The following is a 23,378-nucleotide window of genomic DNA, read 5'->3' on the forward strand; positions in this document are numbered from 1 at the left end:
AGTTTATTGTTTAAAGTCTTTTACAAAATCCCAATTAGGGGTTAAACCGAGTCCGGGTTTGGTGGGTGCATTGAGCATACCTTCATTATCCACCGTAATTTGTTCCTCTACCAAATCATACATCATAGGGTTACCGCCCAACGAAAACTCTATTACATTGGCAGAAGGGGAAGCGAATGCCACCGAAAGTCCCGCCATAAATGAAAATGCTGATCCCCAACAATGCGGTGCCAATTCCAGTTGATAGGTATGTGCCAATTGTGAAACCCGCATGGCTTCTGTAATACCGCCAATTATGGCGCAATCTGGTTGTAACACATCTAACGCACGTTCAGCTATTAAATCGCGAACATCAAAAGCGGTGTATTCGCTTTCACCAGCAGCAATGGGTATAAAGGTATTGGCGCGTACTTCCGCAGTACCTATTTTATTATCTGGACTAATGGGTTCTTCAAACCAATATAGGTTGCAGTCTTCTACACCCTTTGTAAACTGCTTGGCTTCGGGTACGCTAAAAGTACCATGGGCATCGGTCATTAATTTTATATGATCGGGCAAGGCTTCACGTGCTGCTTGAACTCTTTTTACACTTTCGGCTACAGTTTGATCCATAATACCCACACGCATTTTTACACCGCTGAACCCTTTTTGGGTATACCCCAACAGTTGTTCGCCAATAGCATCGGCTTTTGCCCAACCACCACTGGCGTATGCTGGCATTTTATCGCGACAGCTACCACCCAACAATTCTACCACAGGAGCATTTAAAGCCTTTCCTTTAATGTCCCACAGCGCGGTGTCTATTCCGCTCATGGCAGAAATGGTCAATCCCCTTCTTCCTAAAATGGGAAATTTACGACCTCTTGAAAGGGAATAATGATCTCGTGTGCCGTTGTATACGTGTTCCCAAATACGGGAGATATTTCGGGCATCCTTACCTATTAATTGTGGTTTTAGTTCGTTTTCTATGCAGCTGACTATAGAGGCACAAGACCCGGAAGAACCTACAGCTGCCTTTGCTTCGCCAAAACCTTGTAACCCAGTATCGGTCGTTACCACTACCAAGGTCATATCAAAATTTGTCAATAGACCATAATCTGAAAAATGTTGTTTTTCTTTTGGTATTGGACAGCGTAACCAAAACGCTTCTATATTGGTGATTTTCATTTAATAAGCTCTTTTAGGGTGTCTATGGATTTTTTGGTCAGCATGGTGTAAAACTCATCGGTGACGGCAGAACTACCGTGATCTTCCAAGAATTTCTTTTGTTCTGCAGTGAGTCCCTCAGGATTTGTTTCTATGGAATTCGGATACGGATTGGCAGGTGTTCTATCTAACGGTGAACAAAATTCTACAGATAGCACCTTGTCATATTCAATCTCTTTTAACGTATTTATGATTTTAGTCCAGTTGAGGTGCCCCATGCCCGGTGCCATTCTATTATTATCGGCAACATGAAAATTTACCAAACGCTTGCCTACTTTTTTAATGGTATCGAACATATTGACCTCCTCTAAATTCATATGAAATGTATCTAGGCAAACTCCACAATTAGGACCAACAGCTTCTGCAAGTGCCAATGCTTGTTCGCCCCTGTTGATAAAATAGGTCTCAAAACGGTTAATGGGCTCAATGCCTATTTGTAAACCGTGGTCTTCGGTATATTTATAAATTTCTTTAATGCCTTCTACCGCCCATTTCCATTCCTCTTCAGGTCTGGCATCGGGTACAATTTTGCCTACGGTTGCCGGTACCAATGAAATGACTTTACCGCCCAATTCATATACCATTTTGGCAACATCTTTTACGTATTGTATAGACATTTTACGTTGCGCGGGGTCTTTTGCCAGTAAATTGCGCTGTTCTAGCATAAGCGTAACCGAGCCCCAACATTGTATGCCGTAGAGGTCTAACTGCAACTTTGCCTTTTGGGTATCATAACTTTCTGGTGCACCCTGTATTTCTATATGCGTATAATCTAATTTGTTGATCCTATTGAGTGTGTGCTCTAACGATTCTGCACGCATCCAATTATGTATGGCTAATTCCATGGGTTGGTAAGGTTGTATTGTTTATCCGATAAATTCTATATTTCTATGTGATCCATCACAAAAAGGCTTGATATTAGAAACACCGCATCGGCAGAATCCGGTAGTACCTTCTTTAGTTACAATTTCACCCGAGGCCAATTGTATTTCTAGATTTCCTTTAACTTTTAGCGGACCATTGTTTGCAACGATGATTTCGGTTATGCAGGGGTCTTTTGATTGGTTTTCATTCATTGTTATTGATTTATGTTGATGAACAATAAGTTTGTTCAAAATTTTAGAAGTTTTAAGGTAGGAAAAAAATGCATCTTACAGGGAATATGTAATTACCTAATTATTAATAATTATACCCAAACACCCATAGACCATATTCCATTTTATATTAAAACGGGTACGTTGTATATTTAACCTCTTAAATGTAAACGTTGAATTAAAGGATATAATGAAGAAGGAGCTGAATATTGAAGAATGGAACAGGGCAGGACATTTTAATTTCTTTTCCCAGTTCGATGAACCTTTTTTTGGCGTTACCGTGAGGGTTAATTGTGCTAAGGCATATGAGTATGCCAAAAACACCGGGAATTCCTTTTTCCTGATCTATTTGCATAGGACATTGAAAGCAGCCAATAAAATACAACCTTTTAAATATAGAATTGAGGAGGGTAAGGTTTTCCAATATGATGATGTGCATGCTTCACCTACTATTGCCAGAACCGATGGCACCTTTGGTTTTTCCTATATGCCATATCAAGAATCTTTTTATGATTTTAAAGAGCTGGCAACAACTGAAATTGACAAGGTGGCCCATTCAAAAGGATTAGAACTGCCCCAATGTGGATCAAACGTTATTCATTGCTCCAGTATGCCCTGGTTAGATTTTACATCCGTTTCCCATGCCAGGCATTTTAAATTTGAGGATAGTTGTCCTAAAATTTCATTTGGTAAGATGACCGGTGAAGGTGAGGATAGGTCAATGCCTATATCCATTCATGTGCACCATGCATTAATGGATGGCTATGAAATTGGTTTGTTCGTAGAGGAGTTTCAAAAACTAATGAATTTGGAAGGGGAATTTTAATTTAAAATAGAACGTCTTATTAATTATAATCAATCATTGTTTACATGTCCAATCTAGAAGATCAACTTAAAAACCCAGTATGGTATTCGTTAAATGAAACCCATAACAAGTATCTTATTGCGTATGAGGGGGTTCAATTTTATGATCAAGAAGTATGTACGTTCGGCTCTTTTTTTGATGAGGCAAATACATTGGGAGCTTCAAGACATTATGTGGAATCTACGGATAGTTTCTTCTTCGTTTCCGAGAATAAAACGCCCATAATTGATGAATCTAAAATTGTTTTGGAGAAAAAAATAGAGGGTTGTCAAATGGTGCTTAATCAACTTCCAGAAATAAAGATTTCCGAAGATATTACTTTATTGGGCAGGGAACATATGGATGAAATCTATAATTTAATTTGGTTGGTAATGCCAGGTTATTATAGAAGAAGAACTTTTGAAATGGGCAACTACTATGGTATTTTTAAAGAAGGAAAATTGGTTGCCGTAACCGGACAGCGTCTTCAAACCGATCTATTCATTGAGATCAGTGCAGTGGTCACACATCCGGATTATACCAGAAAAGGTCTGGCAAAACAATTGATTGCATATACCACAAACCAAATCTTAAAGGTAAATAAGAAACCAATATTACATACCAATAAAGGTAATTTGGCCATTCCGCTTTATGAAAAATTGGGGTTTGAATTAACTAGGGATATGAATTGGTGGTCCTACCGTAAAATCGGCTCTTGATTTTAGCCATAGAACTAGTTGAAAAACGTAGTGTTTCTTAATTATTTCCACTTAATGGCCATATTTTATAATTAAATATTTATGTGTAATCATCATTATAACAGTATCATATCTGTTTTTAAACGACTGTAAACGAATACAAACGATAGTAAACGTTTAATTACCGATTAATCTTTTTAGGCTGAACTAGGTTTGCAGTGTCGGGTCAAGGAGACTTGATAGTATAAACTGTTTAACCATTAAAATTTAGTAAAATGAACGCATTAAAAAACAAAGTACAGTTGATTGGTAATTTAGGGCAAGACCCGGAAATCGTTAATATGGAAGGCGGAAGTAAATTGGCAAAATTCTCGATAGCCACTACAGAAAATTATAAGAATGCCCAAGGTGAGAAGGTAGAAGACACCCAATGGCATAATATTGTTGCTTGGGGTAAGACGGCAGAAATCGTGGAAAATTATTTAACAAAGGGAAAACAGGTGGCCATAGAAGGTAAACTTACCCATCGCTCCTATGAAACCAAGGAAGGAGAAAAGAGATATATCACTGAGATTAGATGTAATGAGTTGTTGATGTTGGGGAAGTAATAACACTCTTACTTTTTTCAACTGCGCTCAGGATGATATTTTAACAAGTTGTTTTATTGGGGCTTCAAAATTTTTATCCAATGAATCTTTGTCAAATTTTGAACATTAATTTGATAACAAATTACATGCGAAAAATGCTTGTCGGTCTGAGCGCAGTCGAATACCCAATATTTGTTAGAGAATACTTATGTAGTGTATAGTTTACGTGGTTCAGATGATTCATTTTACATCGGTATTTCTAGTGATATAGAACATCTATTGGTTTATCATGAAATGGGATACTTTCATAGTTGTTATACTTTTAAGAGGAGACCTGTAAAACTCGTTTATTCTTTAAATTTTACTGATGTTATCCAAGCAATATTATTTGAAAAAAGAATTAGGGGTGGGCGCGGGCTAAAAAAATTGCATTGATAAATGAAGATTTTGATATGATTCAAATATTATCGGAATGTAGAAATTTTACACATTCTAAATATAATTCAGATTCGTGTTCCTAAGTCCTTCGACTGCGCTCAGGATGACATATTGCCATTTTATAAAAGGGGACCGTATCAAATATTGATTTTGTTAAATAAATTTTTCACTACTTAAAGTTTAGATTTCAATATGATGTCAGTCTATGTACAGTCGAAGACTATTATGGTAATTAAACTTCTTATTTTTGCATTACATGATAACTACAGAGCAAGATTTACTCCCATTATTAAAAAATCATTTCGGTTACGATGCATTTAAGCCAAATCAGTTGGTCATTATTAAAGATGCCTTGAACAAAGAAGATGTATTGGCTATAATGCCTACAGGTGGTGGTAAGTCGCTTTGTTATCAGATGACCGCTTTGGCTTTAGAAGGAACTGCAATTGTGATTTCACCGCTAATAGCTTTGATGAAAGATCAAGTAGATGTGTTAAAAGCCAACGGAATAGCAGCTGCATATTACAATAGCTCACAGTCCCAGGAAACACAACAGGAAATTCTTCAGCAATTAGAGAAAGGGCAATTGAAACTATTTTATGTTGCTCCAGAAAGTTTGGGGTTCCTAAATGGAATTTTGGAACAGCTTAAAATTAGCTTGTTCGCCGTTGACGAGGCACATTGTATTTCGTCTTGGGGACATGATTTTAGACCGGCCTATACCCAACTGGGAAGTTTAAAGAAAAGATTCCCAAATATTCCGGTCATGGCACTTACGGCAACGGCCGATAAGACCACCCAAGACGATATCGTTGATCAATTGAGAATGCCAAATGCCCAGCGCCATTTAGCTTCGTTCAACAGACCAAACCTATATTTGGAGGTGAAACCGGCCCAAGACCGTATAAAACATATCCTGCAATTTCTGGACGAGCATCCGTTTGAAAGCGGAATTATCTATTGTTTAAGTAGAAAAAGTACCGAGTCCATTGCAGAGAAGTTGCGTAATGCCGGTCATAAGGCCAAGGCATATCACGCTGGTATGTCGTCTGAGGAACGTTCCTTGGTACAAGAGGAATTTATAACGGACAAGGTTCCTATTATTGCGGCCACAATTGCTTTTGGTATGGGAATAGACAAAAGTAATGTGCGTTGGGTTATTCACTATAATCTACCAAAGAATATAGAGGGGTATTATCAAGAGATTGGTCGTGGTGGTAGGGACGGACTGCCAGCACATGCCTTATTATTTTATAGTTTTGCCGATGTAGCACAATTACGCAGATTTATAACACAAAGTGAGAATGCAGATGTTGAATATGCCAAGTTGGAACGTATGCAACAATTTGCGGAAGCTTTAAGTTGTAGGCGTATAGCATTATTGAATTATTTTGGGGAACAAGTTACCAAAGGTTGTGGAAATTGTGATATCTGTACATCACCTCCGGCGTATTTTGATGCTACCCAATTGGCTCAAAAAGTTTGTTCCGCTGTTGCACGGTTAAAAGAAAGGGAACCTATGGGTGTGGTCATTGATGTTTTACGTGGTGCGCAGAATGCACAGGTTTTGGAAAAGGGATATCAACATATAAAAACCTATGGTGCGGTCAAAAATATATCTTGGCTAGACCTACAGCAATATGTAATACAGTTGTTGAACCAAGGGGTGTTGTTCATAAATTTTAGGGAGGGTGCAAGACTGGGATTGACCCCTTTGGCAAAAGAGGTATTGTTCATGGGCAAAAAAATAGATCTATCCGTATTACAAAAAGCTTCCGAAAAGAAAAAAGTAGTTGACAAACCCATTTCTAAACGTACGGATCTGTTCGATAAATTACGGGTCTTACGTCAACAAATTGCTGTAGAACAGAACGTACCGGCCTATATTGTATTTGGTGATGCCAGTTTAAAGGATATGGAAGCCAAATTGCCCACCACTACTACTGAATTTATGGAGGTAACCGGGGTAGGGCAAGCCAAATTGGATAAATATGCCGATGTATTCATAGAGGAAATTAGTAAGCATCTTGGAACAAAAAGGACCAAACGGAAAACCCACGACCATACCTTTGAACTATTCAATGACGGTTTGACGATCGCTGAAATTGCCACCGCTAGAAACCTATCTGAAAATACTATCTACGGACATTTAATGAAAAAGCATGCAGAAGGTGAGGATCTTGATTTAAATCAGTTTGTAAGTGTCGATGAAATTTCCAAAGTGGAAACCGCCAAAACAGAATTAACCGAAGCTAAGGGCCTAAGGGATTATTTTGAATTCTTTGAAGAGCAAATACCATACTGGAAAATCAAACTTTGCTTATATCTTTTAGAAAGTTAGCTTACGGTATACTTATTTATCGGTCTATATATAAAAAGCCTTGTATAGAGAATTCACCACCATTAACATTGGCAATGTAAAAATAAATACCTTGGGGCAATCCTTTATTTCTACTGATAGCGCTTATATTGGTTCCTGTAAAACCATCAAATTCGTCAGTATAATTTTGAGCTTTATACACTAACAGACCATTTCTGTCATAAATTTGAAGTTCATTATTTTCATATTCTGCCAATTCATCAATGATGAATGTATCGTTGATTCCATCCCCATTTGGACTTACCAAATAATGATATCCTTTCATGGAAAGTTCGTTTTGAGGTTGTCCTTCAGTTTTAATGACACCAAATGTTAAAGCGGCATATTCATTGGGTATAAATGTTTGCGAGGTGACAAAACCATTGTCCAAGTCACCAACACTATTTATGCTACCCAGATTTCGCCATGTTGAAGTGGCTATTTCGAACCCTACGATGCAAATATCGGCACTTTTTTCAGCTATGGTTTCCAATGCGCTACTATCGTTCCATTGCAACGTTACCGATGTATTGTTATCACCTTTTAACAACCAAAATTCATTGGTGTTGATCGCTATTACTTCGTTATCAGTATTAAACGGGTTATACAAAGTTGCATTATCAAAGATATAGCAACCTGTATATGTTGATGGCGATCCGGTAGTAACAACCGACATAGGCCTTAACAATACGTCATCACCAACAGGGAATATAAAACTAGTTTCTACGTGAGTTTTCACAAAACCATTTACTTTGGAAAAATTACTGGACCCATTGTAAAAGGCACTTTCGCCAAATTGCAAATAATTTTGGTCTATAGCTTTACTTGTCTCTATATCCCCAACAATGAAATTGGCGTTACTTTTTACGGCAATAGGGGTGTTCAGGACAATACGTTCTTCATTGGCAATTTCAATATCATATAGATTCAGCTCATTAGATCCAGCTACGTTAAAACCAGAAGTTCCATAAAAACCTACTAACCCTTCATTACTTTGAAATGATCCTTCATTGACAATAGAATTGAATATACCTACTTGGCTGTTGGCATGTATTTGTAAATCTCCGGTGTTATGCATTTGTTGTGCTTGGATGACCAATGTTGTCATCACGGCCCATATCAATAAATAAAAATGTGTATTCTTTTGCATAATTTGCTAAGCTGTCTGTTAAATAATTATAATGCTCTTTTTAATTTTAGCTGGGCATTCAGTACTTGTGTTACACCAATGGCGGCAACAGCTCTTGCTATTCTTAATTCTATGACATCATTGCCATTACTAGTGTATTCAAAAAATCTACTGGTAGGGGCAGAGGTAAGGTTGATTACGTTTGGCCAAATATTTAAAATTGGGGTAACACGGTTTCCATTGACGTAAATGGCAAATCTATTCTTGAAAATTCCCAAGGTTTCCAAAATTTCCCATTGAATTTCACCTACGTATCTAGCTCCCGATACATTACTTATTAAAGGGTTAAAGGTATGTGCTACAAGACTTAATTCTAAGGCACTGGAACCTAAAAGGTCACTGGTGCTGAATACACTTGATTGGCTTAAAATTTCTATCTGTAAGTAAGATGCCAAGGCAGATGTGCTAAGGGTAGTGGTTGTAGTGGGACTATCTAAATTTTGGACTATTGCCGTGGTCCCATCAATACCATCCGCACCCTGTAGGCTCAATAGCCAATCCGATTCCGTACCGGTATATCCGTCCGCTACGGCAATTTCGTAGGCGCTTGCCCCATCCGTACCGTTGGTGCCATCGTTTCCCGCCGCACCCTGAAGGCTCGATAACCAATCCGATTCCGTACCGGTGTATCCGTCCGCTACGGCAATTTCGTAGGCACTTGCCCCATCCGTACCGTTGGTGCCATCGTTTCCCGCCGCACCCTGTAGGCTCAATAGCCAATCCGATTCCGTACCGGAGTAACCGTCCGCTACGGCAATTTCGTAGGCACTAGCCCCATCTCCACCGTTTGCGCCATCGTTTCCGTCCGCACCCTGAAGGCTCAATAACCAATCCGATTGCGTACCGGTATATCCGTCCGCTACGGCAATTTCGTATGCACTAGCCCCATCCGTACCGTTAGAGCCATCGTTTCCGTCCGCTCCTTGTAGGCTCAATAGCCAATCCGATTCCGTACCGGAGTAACCGTCCGCTACGGCAATTTCGTAGGCACTAGCCCCATCCGTACCGTTTGCGCCATCGTTTCCGGCCGCACCCTGTAGGCTCAATAGCCAATCCGATTCCGTACCGGTGTATCCGTCCGCTACGGCAATCTCGTAGGCACTTGCCCCATCCGTACCGTTTGCGCCATCGTTTCCGGCCGCACCCTGTAGGCTCGATAACCAATCCGATTCCGTACCGGTGTATCCGTCCGCTACGGCAATTTCGTAGGCACTTGCTCCATCCGTACCGTTGGTTCCATCGTTTCCGGCCACACCCTGTAGGCTCGATAGCCAATCCGATTCCGTACCGGTATATCCGTCCGCTACGGCAATTTCGTATGCACTAGCGCCATCCGTACCGTTGGTGCCATCGTTTCCGTCCGCACCCTGTAGGCTCGATAGCCAATCCGATTCCGTACCGGTGTATCCGTCCGCTACGGCAATTTCGTATGCACTGGCCCCATCCGTACCGTTGGTTCCAGCGGCACCTTGCAGGCTCGATAGCCAATCCGATTCCGTACCGGTATATCCGTCCGCTACCGCAATTTCATATGCGCTAGCGCCATCCGTACCGTTGGTTCCAGCGGCACCCTGTAGGCTCAATAACCAATCCGATTCCGTACCGGTGTATCCGTCCGCTACCGCAATTTCGTATGCACTTGCTCCATCCGTACCGTTAAAGTTAGCAGTTGTAAAGTTGAATTGTCCGTGTATGTAATGGTTATGGTACCGTCATTATTATCTGTTGTAGAAGAAATACCAAGACCGTCATTACCAGGTAATCCTTGCTCCCCTCTGAGTTCCGTAAAATTTGGGGAAGTAAAGTTCGTTCCATCGGGGCCATTTATAGTGAAAGAGCCATCCTCATTATCTATTATTGATAGCGAACCAGATGTAGTATTACAAAGATTTTGCCACGAAGTTCCATTATATTGGAAAACGCATTGTGCATCTGTATTATATATTAAAGCTCCGTTAAGAGGATTTATCTCATTCATTTGGGCCGTAGTTACCCGTGTAAGCACCAATGCTTTGGTAGTACTCTCCAATTCAAGAATTGATGCGTTGTCAATAGTACTTGCATTATCACCAATTTTCATTTGTGCAAAGGAACAAGTAGAAATTGTAAAAGAAGCAATAAGTAAAAAGTAGGATTTTGTAAAATTCATAGCCGTATTAAATTGATTGGCTAAGAAAGTCATTACGATTATTTTGTATTAATTTTTGTTGTGATTTGTAAGAAAATAACTATATAATAAGGGAAAATTGTTGTAGGAAATTATGTGTAATTTATACAGTTATGCATTGATTTAGAGTAGTTTAATCGTCAATAGAGGCGAATAGCATTTGTTTAAATTTCCAACCGGTAACATCATTGACAGGTCCTCTAGTTTGTTTCATAATGAGGCCAATAACATTCTCTTTTGGGTCCGCGAAATATTGGGTGTTAAAATAACCTCCCCATTCAAAAGTACCCGTACTACCTAACCCACCTTCTATTTCACCTTTTTCATTTACGAGCGAGAAAGCTAAACCGTGATGCTTGGGCCCGTTCCAAATTGTTCCTATTTGGTTTCCTAATATGCTTCTAACAGTAGTACGACTCAGTAATCTTATACCGTTGTATTCTCCGTTGTTAAGATACATTTGTAAGAATTTTGCATAATCCTTGGCAGTACTTGAAAGCCCAGCTCCCCCAGAAAAAAATGTTTTTGAACCCTTAATAGGATAATCCGTATCATAAAATGTGACAGGATATTTTATCCATTGATCGTTTTCTTTTTTTTGTACGGTAACCAATCTATTATAGTTTTTCTTTGGTTGATAAAACCATGTATCATCCATATTCAAGGGTTCAAAAATTCTAGTCCTCAAAAATTCATCAAATGGCATTCCGGAAATAATTTCTATAAAATAACCAAGGACATCCAGTCCTTCACTATAGGTAAAAGCTTCCCCTGGTTCATGATGTAGAGGTAATTTCGCTAATTTTTTTACGCTTTCCTCAATGGTTATGTTCTTTGTGGTAAATAGATCGGTTATACCGGCGTTGGCATAAATTTTCTTAAAACGTGGGTCTCCATCAATTTCTCCATAACCAATACCGGATTTATGGGTGAGTAAATCTCTTATGGTAATTTGGTTTTTTGCCGGTTTGGTCGTATAAGTTCCATCTTTTTCATTGTAAGTATCCAATACTGTTGCTTCTCCAAATTCTGGTATGTATTTGGATATGTTATCATCTAACTGAAATTTTCCTTCTTCCCAAAGCATCATTACAGCAGTAGAAGTAATGGCCTTAGTTTGGGAGGCGATACGAAAAATGGCATCTTTTTCCATTTTAACGTTCTTCTCATTATTGGCCATGCCATATGCTTTATGAAATACAATCTTTCCGTTTCTTGCAATTAAGGCAACTGCTCCAGGAATATTGCCTTGGTTGACTTCCGTAGATATCATTGAATCTATTTTATTCAAACGTTCGGGCGACATACCTACCTCTTGTGGAGATGCATGCTCCAACACGGGAGATTTTAGTGCAGAAGGTGTCTGGGCCAAACTCACGCTAATGGTGAATAGGAAACAAATTAAAGAATGGAATTTCATTTGTACGGATTTAGTTGCTAGACTAAAGTACTGAATGTTTCAATAATTTGTGTGCTTATCACATTTGTATATCAAATAGTTAATTTACGGTTTTATCGATCAAGGAAAAGAAATCCTTGGATGGTAAATTTTTCTTCACCCACCTCCACTAGATAAAAATATATGCCCTCCGGTAGTCCTTTGGTTCTGCTTATGGCCGGAATGGTAAAACCTGCTTCCCCGAAAAATTCATTGGTATAATTTTCTTGTTCAAAAACCTTAAGCCCGTTACGGTCAAAAATCAGTAATCTGTTTGTTTTAAATTCGGCTAATTCCGGAATAAATAGAAAATCGTTGATACCGTCGCCATTTGGGGTAACCAAATAATGGTATCCCTTATGGGAAATTGCTGTATTTCCTTGTGTTATGCCGAAAGTAATTGCACTATAATGGTCAGGAACGAACTCATAAGATGTTATTATCCCTTGGTCAAGGGTACCGGTTCGATCTAGCGCTCCTAAGGATTGCCATAAATTCAATTCTTTGTTGAAACCAACAATGGTAAGGTTGTCCAGATTATTGGTCATCTTACTAATAGCACTCCTTTCGTCCCAACTTATCGTAATGATTGCGGAATCGTTACCTTCTAAAACCCAATATTCATTTTCGCTAATTTGCCCTATACCTGTTTGTCCCTGATCTATAAGGGGATAATACCAAGTGCCGTTTTCATAAAGATAGGCACTTTTAAAGGTTGTGATAGAGTTATTGGTTTTTAGACCCAATGGGCGCAAATAAAATTCGTCCCCTATAGGAAAAAGAAAATTCTGTTGACCGTATACAGAAACAAAGCCATTTACTTTTGAAAAATTAGATTCTCCATTATAAAACGAATCCGTGGTTAATCTTAAATCTGGAGAACTAGTTGATTTTGAACTTATAAAATCTCCATATATAAAGTTTATGTTATGGTTGACCTGAACCGGTACTTGGAGTAATACACCTTGGTCATTATTGATTTCTATATCATGGAATGAAAGAGGGGTTGTACCATAAATTGTATTCAAGTTTAATCCATAAAAACCAACTAACCCATTGGTATTATTAAAATTACCGTCATTTTTTAAATTTGAATAAAAACCAATTTGACCTTTTTCATGAATTTTAAGGTCACCAATATTTCTTATATTCTGTGCATAGGTATACTGTAGAAATAATATATATAGAGTAAACAACGGTAGTATCTTCATGATGTCAAAAATCCATTATGTTGAAATAGCAGGTCCGATCTATATAATTATCTGAAGGAAAAGTTCCGCCAATTTCCTCTATGATGGCAATACTGAAGGTGGTGGTCGTTTGTGATGTTACAAATATATTGATGTCACGGGTGCCAGATTCAAAAACACTTAATTGAATTGGATAGTTTGCAGTTGATCGTGTCGTAGACATTGTAAAGGTATATCTACCCACCCCGTTTTTCACTGCACTGCTAATACCAATGGATAATATGGAATTTGTTGAAGGTATTAAAGTGCCATATGCTTTTATGGGATTGTTGAAATAAGCACCTCCGTCTGTACCTGTTGAAATACTATTATTGGCATTTGTGCTGATTACATTGACAGTTTGTGTGGCACCATTCTCACTATTGTGGGTTATTACTCCTGTGGTGTTATTTTGGGAAATTGTGGTCTGTGTTTCCAGATCGGTAATAGGAAGCTGTCCTAAGTTACCATTACTATCCGTAATGACTATATTGTCCGTATTGGAACCTGGACCTAAGGAACGCACCCTAAGATTTCCGTTAATATCCATTTTAGAAGTGGCTGTAGCAACGCCTACGCCAACATTGCCATTTGCGTTTATAGAAAGATTTGCCGTACCGCCAGTACTTCCTGATCCGTTTAGGTCACTATAAAAGTTTATAGGCGCGTTATTTGTGGCCATGCGAATTGCATCTCCTGAGATATTGCTATATAACCCAAGGTCATTGGTCGTAGTAATCGCAGTGCCGCCTTTCTGTATAACTCCATTGGTAATATTTATTCTACCGCTTACATCCATCTCCTGTATGGGGGAGTCAGTGCCTATGCCTACTCTATTGTCATTACCGCTGATCACTAAAGTATTTGCATCAAAATTTAGGTCAAAGTTATTTTGGGTAACCGCCCTATTGCCAGAAAGACTACCGTCATCCGTATATAAATTGGTGGCAGTACCTGATGCCAATTCCGCTAGTGCATCTTCTACGTTTGTTGAAGTAAAATTATTTAAACTGTCATCTATTGAGATTTCATCTGCATCCTGCAATTCATTGGTAGCACTAAGATCGTTATCCGCTGTAATGTGGTTGTTGATCAAAGTTGTATTGGCGGTTATATCCGCAGATTCTTCCAACGAGGATAAATCTGCAGAGAAATTTGTGGCACCTTCCGCAACAGTTAAGTCCGTACCATCAAAACTCACACCGGTGATGTCATCATCTCCAACGGCTGCAATTTCGTTATCTACATATGTTTTAACGGCAAGTTCGGTAGGGAATTTCGTGTTGGTAGCATCGGATAAAGAGCTATCGGTAGATTTGTTTTCGCTATCTTCCTTCTTGTTCAAGGCATCTAGGTTTATGGTGAGCCATGAAGTACCGTCATATATTTTTGTGACCTCGGCACTGGTATCAAACCAAATATCATTTAACAACGGTCCTGTAGGTGCAGTGGCAGAAGTGGTTACCACGGTATTTCTTACCAAGACCCTAGTACCTTTATGGTTAATGACCTCTTCTTCTTGCGCATACATTCCCACCTGAACAAAATATAGTAGGAACAGGGCAAAGAACCGATATTTAGTACCTTTTGAGAAAATTGTGTGAACGTTAAATGTGTATACTGGTTTTTTAAGGGTCCCGTTCCTGCATACTTTAATAAATGAGTATGTTGAGTTCATAAGTTAAATTAAAATGGAACGGGGTAATAGATAATTGTAAAACACTATTTTACATATTGCACCTCTATAGTATCACCGGCATAAACAGCCCAGTCATTTGGACTTGTGGTATTTGGAACCAAAGTAACCGTAGATGCAGCCACCGTATAATCAACATTGGCAATTAATTTTGCTCCATTTCTGTATACCCAAACTTGGCTGAAAGTAGGTAAAACCGGACTTCCGGTCAAAGGATATGCTACCTGTGCGGCCGTTGCGGTAAAACTTTCCTGTCCGCTTTGAAGCAAATCAGTTGCCAATAATTTCTTGACCGCCCCAGTGGCCTCGTCCCTAACTAAGAGCGTATACCCTGTACCCGTGCCATGGTCAGAAGTTGTAGTAGCATCTGTAGAAGGTGTCTCGGTAGAAATCAATTCAATGCCGTCCAACCCAAATACATTACCGTCAACATCTATAAAAGTATCATTGGTCAATGTACCACCCAATTGCCAAGTAGTAGTAGTAACATTATTTGTAGTATTGGAAAGCATGGTAATGCCATTCTGCGTTTGTAAATATTTAATGGTTCCATTGTTGTCAATGACTCTGACCGCTCCTGCCGTAGTGGTAGTACCGGGAACTACATCACTTTGTTTTGTAACATCACCTGTAGTTTGTTGTGCGCTCAATGTGGCACCTGCAAACATGATTAGGCCAACGGCCAAACCTTTGAAAATGTAAGTTAATTTTTTTGTAATCATGATTTTTAATTTTGGGGTTATTAAATTCTATTATAAAATTTGTACAATACGTATATTGTCATTTTGATAGCATATAATTTCATTTTCCAGTTCTATGGTTGTGGAATCAATAGCTCTAAATGCAATCCTAATACCATTTCTGTAGACCGATATTTTTTTATCGTCCACTATTGGTGCAGGAGTATTAAAGCGGGTTTGACCGTTGCTGGCAACTATTACAATCTGTTCTTGCTGGCTTAATCCGTCTGCCCCTGCAGGACCTTCTGGACCCGTATCTCCTTTTTCTCCTTTTGGGCCTGTTAAATTGGGGGAAGTAAACACGCTTTCATTACCATAGTTAATGGTAAAACTACCATCTTCATTGTCAATGAAAGAAAAGGTGCGTAAACTACTGTCACAAAGATTGATCCATTTATTTCCGTCATAGGAATGAATACAACCTGTGTCAATATTATAGGCCATACCACCTGGTAATGGTGCTATATTCATCATTTGCTCATTGGTTAACCGAGTAAGTACAAGTACTTTGTTGGTACTTTCCAATTCTAATAGAGATGTATTTGCTATAGCATCAATATTATCCCCAATTTTAACTTGGGTAAAACCAAATGATACAAGCAACATGGTGAGTGCTGTAAAAATGTAAGTTTTGTTAGTTTTCATAGCTCCATGCATACTAAGAGCTAAATATTGAAGAATGAATGAATTTTCAAAATTAATGTTGTGTATTGTAGGAAAATAACACTTAAGCACTACAAAGTTGTGGTAAGAAAAAACTTATAAAAATAATATTAAGGGTTTTTATAAATTTAGTATAAAGTAGATTATGAATTTTAAATTGGCTATATCAATAAGCTACTGAAATATTAAAACTTACGTCATAATAGAATGCGTAAGATTTAAAAGGATATGACTGTGCAGAATAAAAATTAATTCTGCACAGTCATTAAATATTGTAGGAAATTATAAAACGGCAGATTGCCTATCGCTAGAAATTAATGGTCACACCCATTTGGCCCGGTCCAAAATTAAGATTCCAACTTACCATTTTGTTTTGGTCGTTGTATTTCTCATCATATTTTTTATCCAAATATTTATCAATGGATTCTACTGTAGCAATACTTATTGCAAAAGCAAAAACCATATCGCTTAACCAATGTTGTCCATCCCAAACACGTGAAATGCCAGGTATGGCACCAATGGTATAAATTCCCGCTTTTAGCCAAGGGTTCTTAAATTGCTTACCAATGGCATATGCATTTGTAAATGCCAGTAAAGCATGACCAGAAGGAAATGAATGGAAATTTCTGCTGGGGTTAAATGGGTCAAATGTATCTTTTCCTAAATTGGCTACAGGTCTTGCCCTGCCCACCACGGATTTTAATACTTGTTGTAAAAGTCCTGCAGAAGAAGCGGACGAAATCAACAATACCCCGGTTCTTCTTAGTTTTTCATTCTTTGTAATCAATCCGGTAAAATATACTCCTGATGTTGCTAAGTAATTGTTTTCAGGACTACCATATAACTCACCATAATCCCTAATAAATTGTGGTATACCTTCCCTGTTGTTCCTAATGAACCTAGATGTATTGTCATCGGCCAAATATACCAAGCCCGTACCGCCAACGACCGCACCAAATTGGGCCCATTGTTTTCCTTGCCAATGTATTGGACGAGTATAGCTATGCCCAACTCCCATAAACATATTACCTACGTCATAGGTAAACATTTTCCAGCGTGTATCAATGGTGTCGTTATTAATATTTTGGGCAGGTACATATGAACAACATATTAAGTTTAAGAGAATTACGAGCTTTTTCATGCCGTAAATTTAAACTTATAGCCTATTTAATAATAATCTTAATGAATAAATATTAGATTGTAAAGGTTAGTTCTGTTAAAAATACAAGGATTGCGCAACTTTAAACGTATTGGCATGCGCATTTACTATTCTTTTTATTTCTGAGGAATAACCACCGCCCATACTACATTGCACAGGAAGATTTAAGTGTTTACAGGTTCCCAAAACATATTCATCGCGCTTTTTGCAACCCTCCATTGTTAATCCTAATGTGCCCAATTTATCTGTTTCCAACACATCTACGCCACAGAGATAGAAAACAAAATCGGGTTGTACATGGGTAATTAAACTAGGTAAGGTTTCCTCAAGGATGTTTAGGTAACTAGTGTCATTGGTACCTTTAGGTAACGGAATATCCAAATCCGATATTTCTTTTTTGAACGGATAGTTTCCCGCGCCATGCATGGAAAAGGTAAAAACAGATGCATTATCCTTAAAAATCTCCGCCGTTCCGTTTCCTTGGTGGACATCCAAATCTACGATGAGTATTTTTTTTGCAAGTTTTTGGTCCAATAGATATTTTGCCCCGATTGCTTGATCGTTAAGCATACAAAAGGCTTCTCCATGGTCACTGTAAGCATGGTGTGTTCCACCGGCTATGTTCATGGCAATACCATTTTTTAATGCATATTCACAACCCTTTAGGGTACCATCTGCAATAATTCGTTCTCTTTCCACTAAATCTTCAGAAAGCGGAAAACCAATTTTTCTTGCCGCTTTAGCCCCTATTTTTAAATTCAGGAGGTCATAAAAATATTCTGCATCATGTACGGCAACAATATATTTGTCATTGGGCAATTCAGGTTCAAAAAAATTATCTTTCGTGCAGGTGCCCTCATAAATAAGCTGTTGCGGTAATAACTCATATTTCATCATGGGAAAGCGATGCCCTTCCGGTAACGGATGTTTATAAATAGGGTGATAGGCTATTTTTAGCATATCAATATTAATTATGCAATTTTAATTGAATGCGCTTTCTCTGTACATCAACATCGAGCACTTTTACAATTATTTGTTGATGAAGATGAACATGTTCGTTTACATCATTAACAAATGAATCCGATAGATTGCTTACGTGGATCAAACCACTTTCCTTGATTCCTATATCTACAAAACAACCAAAGTTGGTAATGTTGTTTACAATACCAGGCAGCAATTGACCACTGCGTAAATCCGTGATAGAAGTAATGTTCTCATCAAAAGTAAAGACCTTTGCCTTTTCCCTTCTGTCCAAACCTGGTTTTTCCAATTCTGAGCGGATATCCTTTAGTGTTGGCAGACCCACATCATTGGTGCAATATTTTGCTAACTCTATCTCTTTCAATACCGATTTGTTGCCAATTAAAGTTGCAATTTCAGTATTGTTGTCCAAGGCCATTTTTTTAACGATACCATAACTTTCTGGGTGTACGGCAGAATCGTCCAACGGATTTTCCGCATTTTTAATTCTTAGGAATGCAGCGCCTTGTTCAAAGGCCTTGCTTCCTAATCTTGGTACATCCAGTATTTCCTGCCTACTTTTAAAGGCACCCTTTTCCTTTCTTTGTGCAACAATATTCTCTGCAAGTTTTGCACCTATTCCAGATACATAGCTTAACAATGGTACACTGGCAGTGTTAATGTTAACTCCTACCATATTAACGCAACTTTCTACTACCATATCCAATGAGGTCTTTAATTTTGTTTGGTCCACATCATGTTGGTACTGCCCTACACCAATAGATTTTGGGTCTATCTTTACCAGTTCCGCCAATGGATCCGCCAACCGTCTACCTATAGATACCGCTCCACGAACGGTAACATCGTAATTTGGAAATTCTTCACGTGCAATTTTAGATGCGGAATAAATAGATGCACCTGCCTCGCTCACCACAAATACTTCAACAGGATTATTGAAAATAACTTTTATGACCAATTGTTCCGTTTCTCTGGATGCCGTACCGTTACCTATGGCAATAGCCTCAATTTTATAGGCATTTGCCAAGGAGCTTAACTTTTTAATAGCACCGGTAAAGTCATTTTGTGGCGCATGTGGATAAATAGTCTCATTATGTACCAAGTTTCCGTTTTCGTCCAAGCATACCAGTTTGCAACCGGTCCTAAAACCTGGATCAATGGCCAATATGCGTTTTTCGCCCAGGGGTGCCCCCAATAATAATTGTCTAAGATTATTGGAGAAAACGTTAATGGCGGCATCATCTGCTTTTTCCTTTGCTGCTTTTAAGAGTTCATTGGTCAAGGAGGGGAAAAGCAATCGTTTATAAGCATCATCTATGGAAAGGTCAATTTGCTGGCCACATTCATTGTTCGTTTTTATGATCCTGTTCTTAATGCGATCAATGAGACGCTCGTAATCCAGTGTAATTTTGACCCTAATAAATTTTTCCGATTCTGCACGGAGTATTGCCAAAAGCCTATGAGACGGACATTTGTTCAAAGGCTCGCTCCAATCAAAATAATCACGATATTTCTGAGCCTTTTCTTCCTCTTTTTTTGTGGAGATTACTTTGGTGGTAATTTGGGCGAACCTAGCTAATTGTGATCTTATGGCATTTCTGACATCTGTACGTTCATTGATCCATTCTGCTATAATATGCCGCGCCCCTTCCAATGCATCGTCCTCATTTTTAATTACTGCACTTAGGTATTTTGATGCCGTAAATTCAATATCATCTTGGCGTTGCGCCATAATGATTTTCGCCAAAGGTTCCAATCCGTTTTTACGGGCAACTTCTGCTTTGGTCTTTTTACTCTTTTTATATGGTAGATAGAGATCTTCCAATGATGTAAGATCTTCGGCATTTTCAAATTTTTGTTGTAGGGCGGTAGTCAAGACCCCTTGTTCATCAACTGCTTTTATAATCGCTTTTTTACGTTTTTCAAGAGTCTCATATTGTTCCTTTAATTGAACAATGGTGCCTACCTGAACTTCATCTAAATTACCTGTGCGTTCCTTTCTGTACCGTGAAATGAAAGGTATGGTGCAGTCGGCATTTAAAAGTTCGATCGTGTTTTCTATTCCTTTTTTGGGGAGTTGGGTATGTTTTTCAATGTAGGTTACTAACTGCATATGGGCTATAATTAAAGCCTTTAAAAATACCCATTATTAGGTATTGAAATCAAGGCATTCCTATTATTTATTTGTAGGACCTGCCCCCGGTGTGTGTTTTTCTTTCCCCCTTAGGTACACAAAATATTATTGAACTGGCAACCATTGCCGCAACCTCTTTTTTAATTAAACCAAAAAACACTGTATTATGAAAATCAAGGTATGTACAATTTTTTTTACACTATTGCTCGTATTGGGCTGTAGTAAAAGCGATGACACCGTAGAACCGGACAAGCCCATTCAAAAAGACCCGCCTAAGGAAGAACCTGCCATTGCGGTGCTGACCGGAAAATTCATAGATGGCGAGGTTGGGGGTCTAACTTTTACAACCGCTACCCAGTCAGGTATTACCAATGAAAAAGGAGAATTCACCTATGTTTCCGGAGAAGAGGTTACTTTTAAAGTAGGGGATATTATTCTAGGAAAAGTCCTGGGGCAAGAACTGGTTTCACCTGTTACCTTAGCACAGGAGATAGATGCAGATGCTACCATTGCAAGCCCTATGGCTAAAAATATTGCCGCATTTTTACAAACCTTGGACGAGGACCAAAATCATGATAACGGTATTGAACTAACTGCTGATGTGGTCAGTGCGATCGGTGTACAAAGTTTGGATTTTTCAGGATCTATTTCCTCGTCATTGGCAGATATGGTCATCAACATTTCCAAGCAGACCGGTAAAATGTTCAATATTGTGTACCCTGAACAAGCTGCTGAAAATATGGCCAATGCGCTTGATATGGAATATACACCTGTTCCAAATTTATCCCTTAGCCAATTATTGCCCTTGCTACAGTCCCTATATGCGGCACAAATTCCGCCATCTGCAGTTTATAAAAATACTATGGACGAAAACGGACTATTGGTCTCTACGGCAATAACGTTACGATATTCTGGAAGAGTAGTTAGGGAGCTGCAATATCAAAACCATAATGAAAAAGGTCTACCCACCACTATACTTAAAACAGAGGTTGGACCGGGACTAATAACTTCATCGTGGAGTTATCCCATATCCGAAAAAACAGAGGCACAAGAGCTGGTCTATAACGGTATGGACCAAGTTGAGCGTTTTAACATTATTGACCCCAACCAAACGGTAGAGCACTATTATGTGATTACGGAACGTAATGATTTGAACCAGGCCGTGGTCTTTAACGAAACGATAAGGGAAAATTTAAATATCTATGTTTCTGAAAAGCAGTTTACACATACTTATGAAACAGGTATGCTTATAACGGAACAATTAAAAAGTACCTATACAAGCAATGATGAATTAAATCAATATTCTTCCCTTAGTGAGTATGAAAACACTACTACTTTTACTTATGATGCACAATTGAACTTCTCCACTTTGGATAGTGAATATTCTACTAATTTTACTTCTCAATATCAAAATGAAGATCCATATGTCAGTAGTTCAAGTTCAAAACAGCATACTGATTTTGTGTATACTCCTGAACATACCTTAAAGGAAAGAAAATTGACCGGGCAAATTACATCTAATGATATTTCACAGACTTTGGAGCAAGTGTATCTTTTTGATGCCAATGAACTTTTAACGGAAAGTAGGTACAGTAATAGTTTTGGCAATGAATCCATCTCCTTGTACAATGAAGGATTTCAGATTAGTTATGAAAGTTATTTTGAAGGACTGTTAGATGTTAGGGTTACCTATAACGTAGTTGGTTCATTTGAAGAAACCAAATATGTCTATTACGAAAATGGGGAATTGGACTATTCATATAAACAAATCTGGATGCTTATGCCCGCAGGATATTATGATATTGTCAAAACCGAATATTTTGATGACCAAGGAAATATTACCAAAACAACTGATTCTGAATTTTATGAGGATGGGGGCATCTATACCACTACTTCATATGATGAAAATGGTGAAATTATATGGAAAGACTATTATAATGAAGAAGGGTATTGGGTAAAAGAGGAATATTATGAAAATGGACTTCTTGATTATACCTATATTTTTGAATATGATGGTAATGGTTTGCGGACTAAGGCCGAGGGGTACAACGCGCAAAACGTACTTGAGTCCATTTATCTGTACAATGAATTTGGAGGGTATAGCTCTATTGAGTTTTTTGACAATGGTGTGTTAACGGAATCCTTAATATATGCTTATGATGACCTTGGTACCCTGACCCAAATAGAAACATTTGATGCCAATGGCAACTTAGTATACCTTGATAAATATGACCAATATGGGTATTTGGAGTATTATGATTTTTATGAGGATGGTATTTTAATTCTACGTTCTTACTTTAATACGCTGAACCAAAATACAAGGACGGAATATTATGAACAAGGAGAGATTAGCTATTATTACATATTTGCATATGATACCAACGGAATCATAATAACAGTTGAAGGATATTATGGCACCAATGTCTTGTTCAGTATTGAGTATTATGAAAATGGAGATTTGGTACGTATAGATTATTATGATGAAAACGGTAATATCATAGATTCTTATGACCCTTCTGGTAAATCAATGAGCCAATTGGTCAATACCGCATCAAAATACAATGCAAAAGCCAAAAAGATCAATACCATAAGGAATCAGGTGGCCAAACATAACAAAATGATAAAATTGCGTAGTGCTAAAATTCTACATGATAAACATGAAGGTACTACCGTAAAAAAGATTGTTAAATCTAAATATGCCGTTAAGGACAAGGCAAGATTATAGCGCTTTAGAATATTTTATCTAATACAGAAAAACC

General features: G+C 38.3%; 21 protein-coding genes. 7 read left to right on the forward strand and 14 right to left on the reverse strand.

Going from position 1 to position 23,378, the window contains the following annotated elements; genetic code table 11:
- Positions 1-3: 3 nt before the first annotated feature.
- The 3 genes from Q2T41_RS11050 to Q2T41_RS11060 are packed head-to-tail and all read right to left on the reverse strand — an operon-like array spanning position 4 to position 2,282.
- Entirely contained in the window at positions 4-1,167 is a 1,164-nt protein-coding gene (locus tag Q2T41_RS11050; protein ID WP_304436135.1) for a mandelate racemase/muconate lactonizing enzyme family protein, read from the reverse strand.
- A complete protein-coding gene (locus tag Q2T41_RS11055; protein ID WP_089258823.1) occupies positions 1,164-2,051 on the reverse strand; it encodes a sugar phosphate isomerase/epimerase family protein in 888 nt (295 codons plus the stop codon). Before Q2T41_RS11055 ends, Q2T41_RS11050 begins: the two co-directional genes overlap by 4 nt.
- A 21-nt stretch (positions 2,052-2,072) precedes the next feature.
- On the reverse strand, positions 2,073-2,282 hold the full coding sequence (locus tag Q2T41_RS11060) for a CDGSH iron-sulfur domain-containing protein (protein ID WP_304436136.1): 210 nt from the start codon (positions 2,280-2,282) through the stop codon (positions 2,073-2,075).
- Between the two features lie 18 nt (positions 2,283-2,300).
- Between Q2T41_RS11060 and Q2T41_RS11065 the strand changes: the two genes are divergently transcribed.
- From Q2T41_RS11065 to recQ, 6 genes are all read left to right on the forward strand, one after another.
- A complete protein-coding gene (locus tag Q2T41_RS11065) occupies positions 2,301-2,456 on the forward strand; it encodes a hypothetical protein (protein ID WP_304436137.1) in 156 nt (51 codons plus the stop codon).
- Positions 2,457-2,490: 34 nt separating this feature from the next.
- Positions 2,491-3,126, forward strand: a complete 636-nt coding sequence (locus tag Q2T41_RS11070; protein ID WP_304436138.1) for a CatA-like O-acetyltransferase — start codon at positions 2,491-2,493, stop codon at positions 3,124-3,126.
- 44 nt (positions 3,127-3,170) lie between these two features.
- Positions 3,171-3,863 carry a GNAT family N-acetyltransferase gene (locus tag Q2T41_RS11075; RefSeq protein WP_304436139.1) on the forward strand — a complete coding sequence of 231 codons (693 nt, stop codon included), beginning with the start codon at positions 3,171-3,173 and terminating at the stop codon, positions 3,861-3,863.
- A 254-nt stretch (positions 3,864-4,117) separates the two neighbouring features.
- Entirely contained in the window at positions 4,118-4,450 is a 333-nt protein-coding gene (locus Q2T41_RS11080; protein ID WP_089258831.1) for a single-stranded DNA-binding protein, read from the forward strand.
- 192 nt (positions 4,451-4,642) lie between these two features.
- On the forward strand, positions 4,643-4,864 hold the full coding sequence (locus Q2T41_RS11085; protein ID WP_304437433.1) for a GIY-YIG nuclease family protein: 222 nt from the start codon (positions 4,643-4,645) through the stop codon (positions 4,862-4,864).
- Between the two features lie 259 nt (positions 4,865-5,123).
- Positions 5,124-7,208: a DNA helicase RecQ gene (gene recQ / locus Q2T41_RS11090; protein ID WP_304436140.1), complete on the forward strand. Its 2,085-nt coding sequence runs from the start codon at positions 5,124-5,126 to the stop codon at positions 7,206-7,208.
- A gap of 16 nt (positions 7,209-7,224) precedes the next feature.
- Here recQ and Q2T41_RS11095 read toward each other — a convergent pair whose 3' ends face one another.
- The 11 genes from Q2T41_RS11095 to Q2T41_RS11145 form a co-directional block, all read right to left on the reverse strand.
- Entirely contained in the window at positions 7,225-8,376 is a 1,152-nt protein-coding gene (locus Q2T41_RS11095; protein WP_304436141.1) for a T9SS type B sorting domain-containing protein, read from the reverse strand.
- 26 nt (positions 8,377-8,402) lie between these two features.
- The gene (locus tag Q2T41_RS11100; protein ID WP_304436142.1) at positions 8,403-9,998 is read right to left on the reverse strand and encodes a hypothetical protein; all 1,596 of its coding nucleotides are present in this window, start codon (positions 9,996-9,998) and stop codon (positions 8,403-8,405) included.
- Between the two features lie 35 nt (positions 9,999-10,033).
- Complete coding sequence (locus tag Q2T41_RS11105; protein ID WP_304436143.1) at positions 10,034-10,597, reverse strand: phage tail-like protein; 564 nt, start codon at positions 10,595-10,597, stop codon at positions 10,034-10,036.
- A 118-nt stretch (positions 10,598-10,715) separates the two neighbouring features.
- Entirely contained in the window at positions 10,716-12,002 is a 1,287-nt protein-coding gene (locus tag Q2T41_RS11110; protein WP_304436144.1) for a serine hydrolase domain-containing protein, read from the reverse strand.
- 92 nt (positions 12,003-12,094) lie between these two features.
- Positions 12,095-13,231 carry a T9SS type B sorting domain-containing protein gene (locus Q2T41_RS11115; protein ID WP_304436145.1) on the reverse strand — a complete coding sequence of 379 codons (1,137 nt, stop codon included), beginning with the start codon at positions 13,229-13,231 and terminating at the stop codon, positions 12,095-12,097.
- 4 nt (positions 13,232-13,235) lie between these two features.
- Positions 13,236-14,927, reverse strand: coding sequence for a hypothetical protein (locus Q2T41_RS11120; protein WP_304436146.1), 1,692 nt, complete (start codon positions 14,925-14,927; stop codon positions 13,236-13,238).
- Between the two features lie 44 nt (positions 14,928-14,971).
- Positions 14,972-15,667 (reverse strand): hypothetical protein, encoded by a 696-nt coding sequence (locus Q2T41_RS11125; RefSeq protein ID WP_304436147.1) that lies wholly within the window; start codon positions 15,665-15,667, stop codon positions 14,972-14,974.
- 30 nt (positions 15,668-15,697) lie between these two features.
- Complete coding sequence (locus Q2T41_RS11130) at positions 15,698-16,330, reverse strand: phage tail-like protein (protein WP_304436148.1); 633 nt, start codon at positions 16,328-16,330, stop codon at positions 15,698-15,700.
- Positions 16,331-16,655: 325 nt separating this feature from the next.
- Positions 16,656-17,489, reverse strand: coding sequence for a phosphatase PAP2 family protein (locus tag Q2T41_RS11135; RefSeq protein WP_304436149.1), 834 nt, complete (start codon positions 17,487-17,489; stop codon positions 16,656-16,658).
- 75 nt (positions 17,490-17,564) lie between these two features.
- Positions 17,565-18,467 (reverse strand): histone deacetylase family protein, encoded by a 903-nt coding sequence (locus tag Q2T41_RS11140; RefSeq protein WP_304436150.1) that lies wholly within the window; start codon positions 18,465-18,467, stop codon positions 17,565-17,567.
- A gap of 7 nt (positions 18,468-18,474) precedes the next feature.
- A complete protein-coding gene (locus tag Q2T41_RS11145) occupies positions 18,475-20,598 on the reverse strand; it encodes a Tex family protein (RefSeq protein ID WP_304436151.1) in 2,124 nt (707 codons plus the stop codon).
- 187 nt (positions 20,599-20,785) lie between these two features.
- Here Q2T41_RS11145 and Q2T41_RS11150 point away from each other — a divergent pair, with 187 nt between their 5' ends.
- Positions 20,786-23,344, forward strand: coding sequence for a hypothetical protein (locus tag Q2T41_RS11150; protein WP_304436152.1), 2,559 nt, complete (start codon positions 20,786-20,788; stop codon positions 23,342-23,344).
- Positions 23,345-23,378 lie beyond the last annotated feature (34 nt).

Source organism: Maribacter confluentis (assembly GCF_030505015.1).
Lineage (GTDB): Bacteria > Bacteroidota > Bacteroidia > Flavobacteriales > Flavobacteriaceae > Maribacter > Maribacter sedimenticola.

Coding starts and splice junctions, on each gene's coding strand:
- Q2T41_RS11105 (WP_304436143.1), bottom strand. CDS start 10,597: ATGACTTTCTTAGCCAATCAATTTAATACGGCTATGAATTTTACAAAA.
- Q2T41_RS11120 (WP_304436146.1), bottom strand. CDS start 14,927: ATGAACTCAACATACTCATTTATTAAAGTATGCAGGAACGGGACCCTT.
- Q2T41_RS11140 (WP_304436150.1), bottom strand. CDS start 18,467: ATGCTAAAAATAGCCTATCACCCTATTTATAAACATCCGTTACCGGAA.
- Q2T41_RS11060 (WP_304436136.1), bottom strand. CDS start 2,282: ATGAATGAAAACCAATCAAAAGACCCCTGCATAACCGAAATCATCGTT.
- recQ (WP_304436140.1), top strand. CDS start 5,124: ATGATAACTACAGAGCAAGATTTACTCCCATTATTAAAAAATCATTTC.
- Q2T41_RS11130 (WP_304436148.1), bottom strand. CDS start 16,330: ATGAAAACTAACAAAACTTACATTTTTACAGCACTCACCATGTTGCTT.
- Q2T41_RS11050 (WP_304436135.1), bottom strand. CDS start 1,167: ATGAAAATCACCAATATAGAAGCGTTTTGGTTACGCTGTCCAATACCA.
- Q2T41_RS11070 (WP_304436138.1), top strand. CDS start 2,491: ATGAAGAAGGAGCTGAATATTGAAGAATGGAACAGGGCAGGACATTTT.
- Q2T41_RS11065 (WP_304436137.1), top strand. CDS start 2,301: ATGAACAATAAGTTTGTTCAAAATTTTAGAAGTTTTAAGGTAGGAAAA.
- Q2T41_RS11075 (WP_304436139.1), top strand. CDS start 3,171: ATGTCCAATCTAGAAGATCAACTTAAAAACCCAGTATGGTATTCGTTA.
- Q2T41_RS11115 (WP_304436145.1), bottom strand. CDS start 13,231: ATGAAGATACTACCGTTGTTTACTCTATATATATTATTTCTACAGTAT.
- Q2T41_RS11110 (WP_304436144.1), bottom strand. CDS start 12,002: ATGAAATTCCATTCTTTAATTTGTTTCCTATTCACCATTAGCGTGAGT.
- Q2T41_RS11055 (WP_089258823.1), bottom strand. CDS start 2,051: ATGGAATTAGCCATACATAATTGGATGCGTGCAGAATCGTTAGAGCAC.
- Q2T41_RS11145 (WP_304436151.1), bottom strand. CDS start 20,598: ATGCAGTTAGTAACCTACATTGAAAAACATACCCAACTCCCCAAAAAA.
- Q2T41_RS11125 (WP_304436147.1), bottom strand. CDS start 15,667: ATGATTACAAAAAAATTAACTTACATTTTCAAAGGTTTGGCCGTTGGC.
- Q2T41_RS11135 (WP_304436149.1), bottom strand. CDS start 17,489: ATGAAAAAGCTCGTAATTCTCTTAAACTTAATATGTTGTTCATATGTA.
- Q2T41_RS11080 (WP_089258831.1), top strand. CDS start 4,118: ATGAACGCATTAAAAAACAAAGTACAGTTGATTGGTAATTTAGGGCAA.
- Q2T41_RS11095 (WP_304436141.1), bottom strand. CDS start 8,376: ATGCAAAAGAATACACATTTTTATTTATTGATATGGGCCGTGATGACA.
- Q2T41_RS11150 (WP_304436152.1), top strand. CDS start 20,786: ATGAAAATCAAGGTATGTACAATTTTTTTTACACTATTGCTCGTATTG.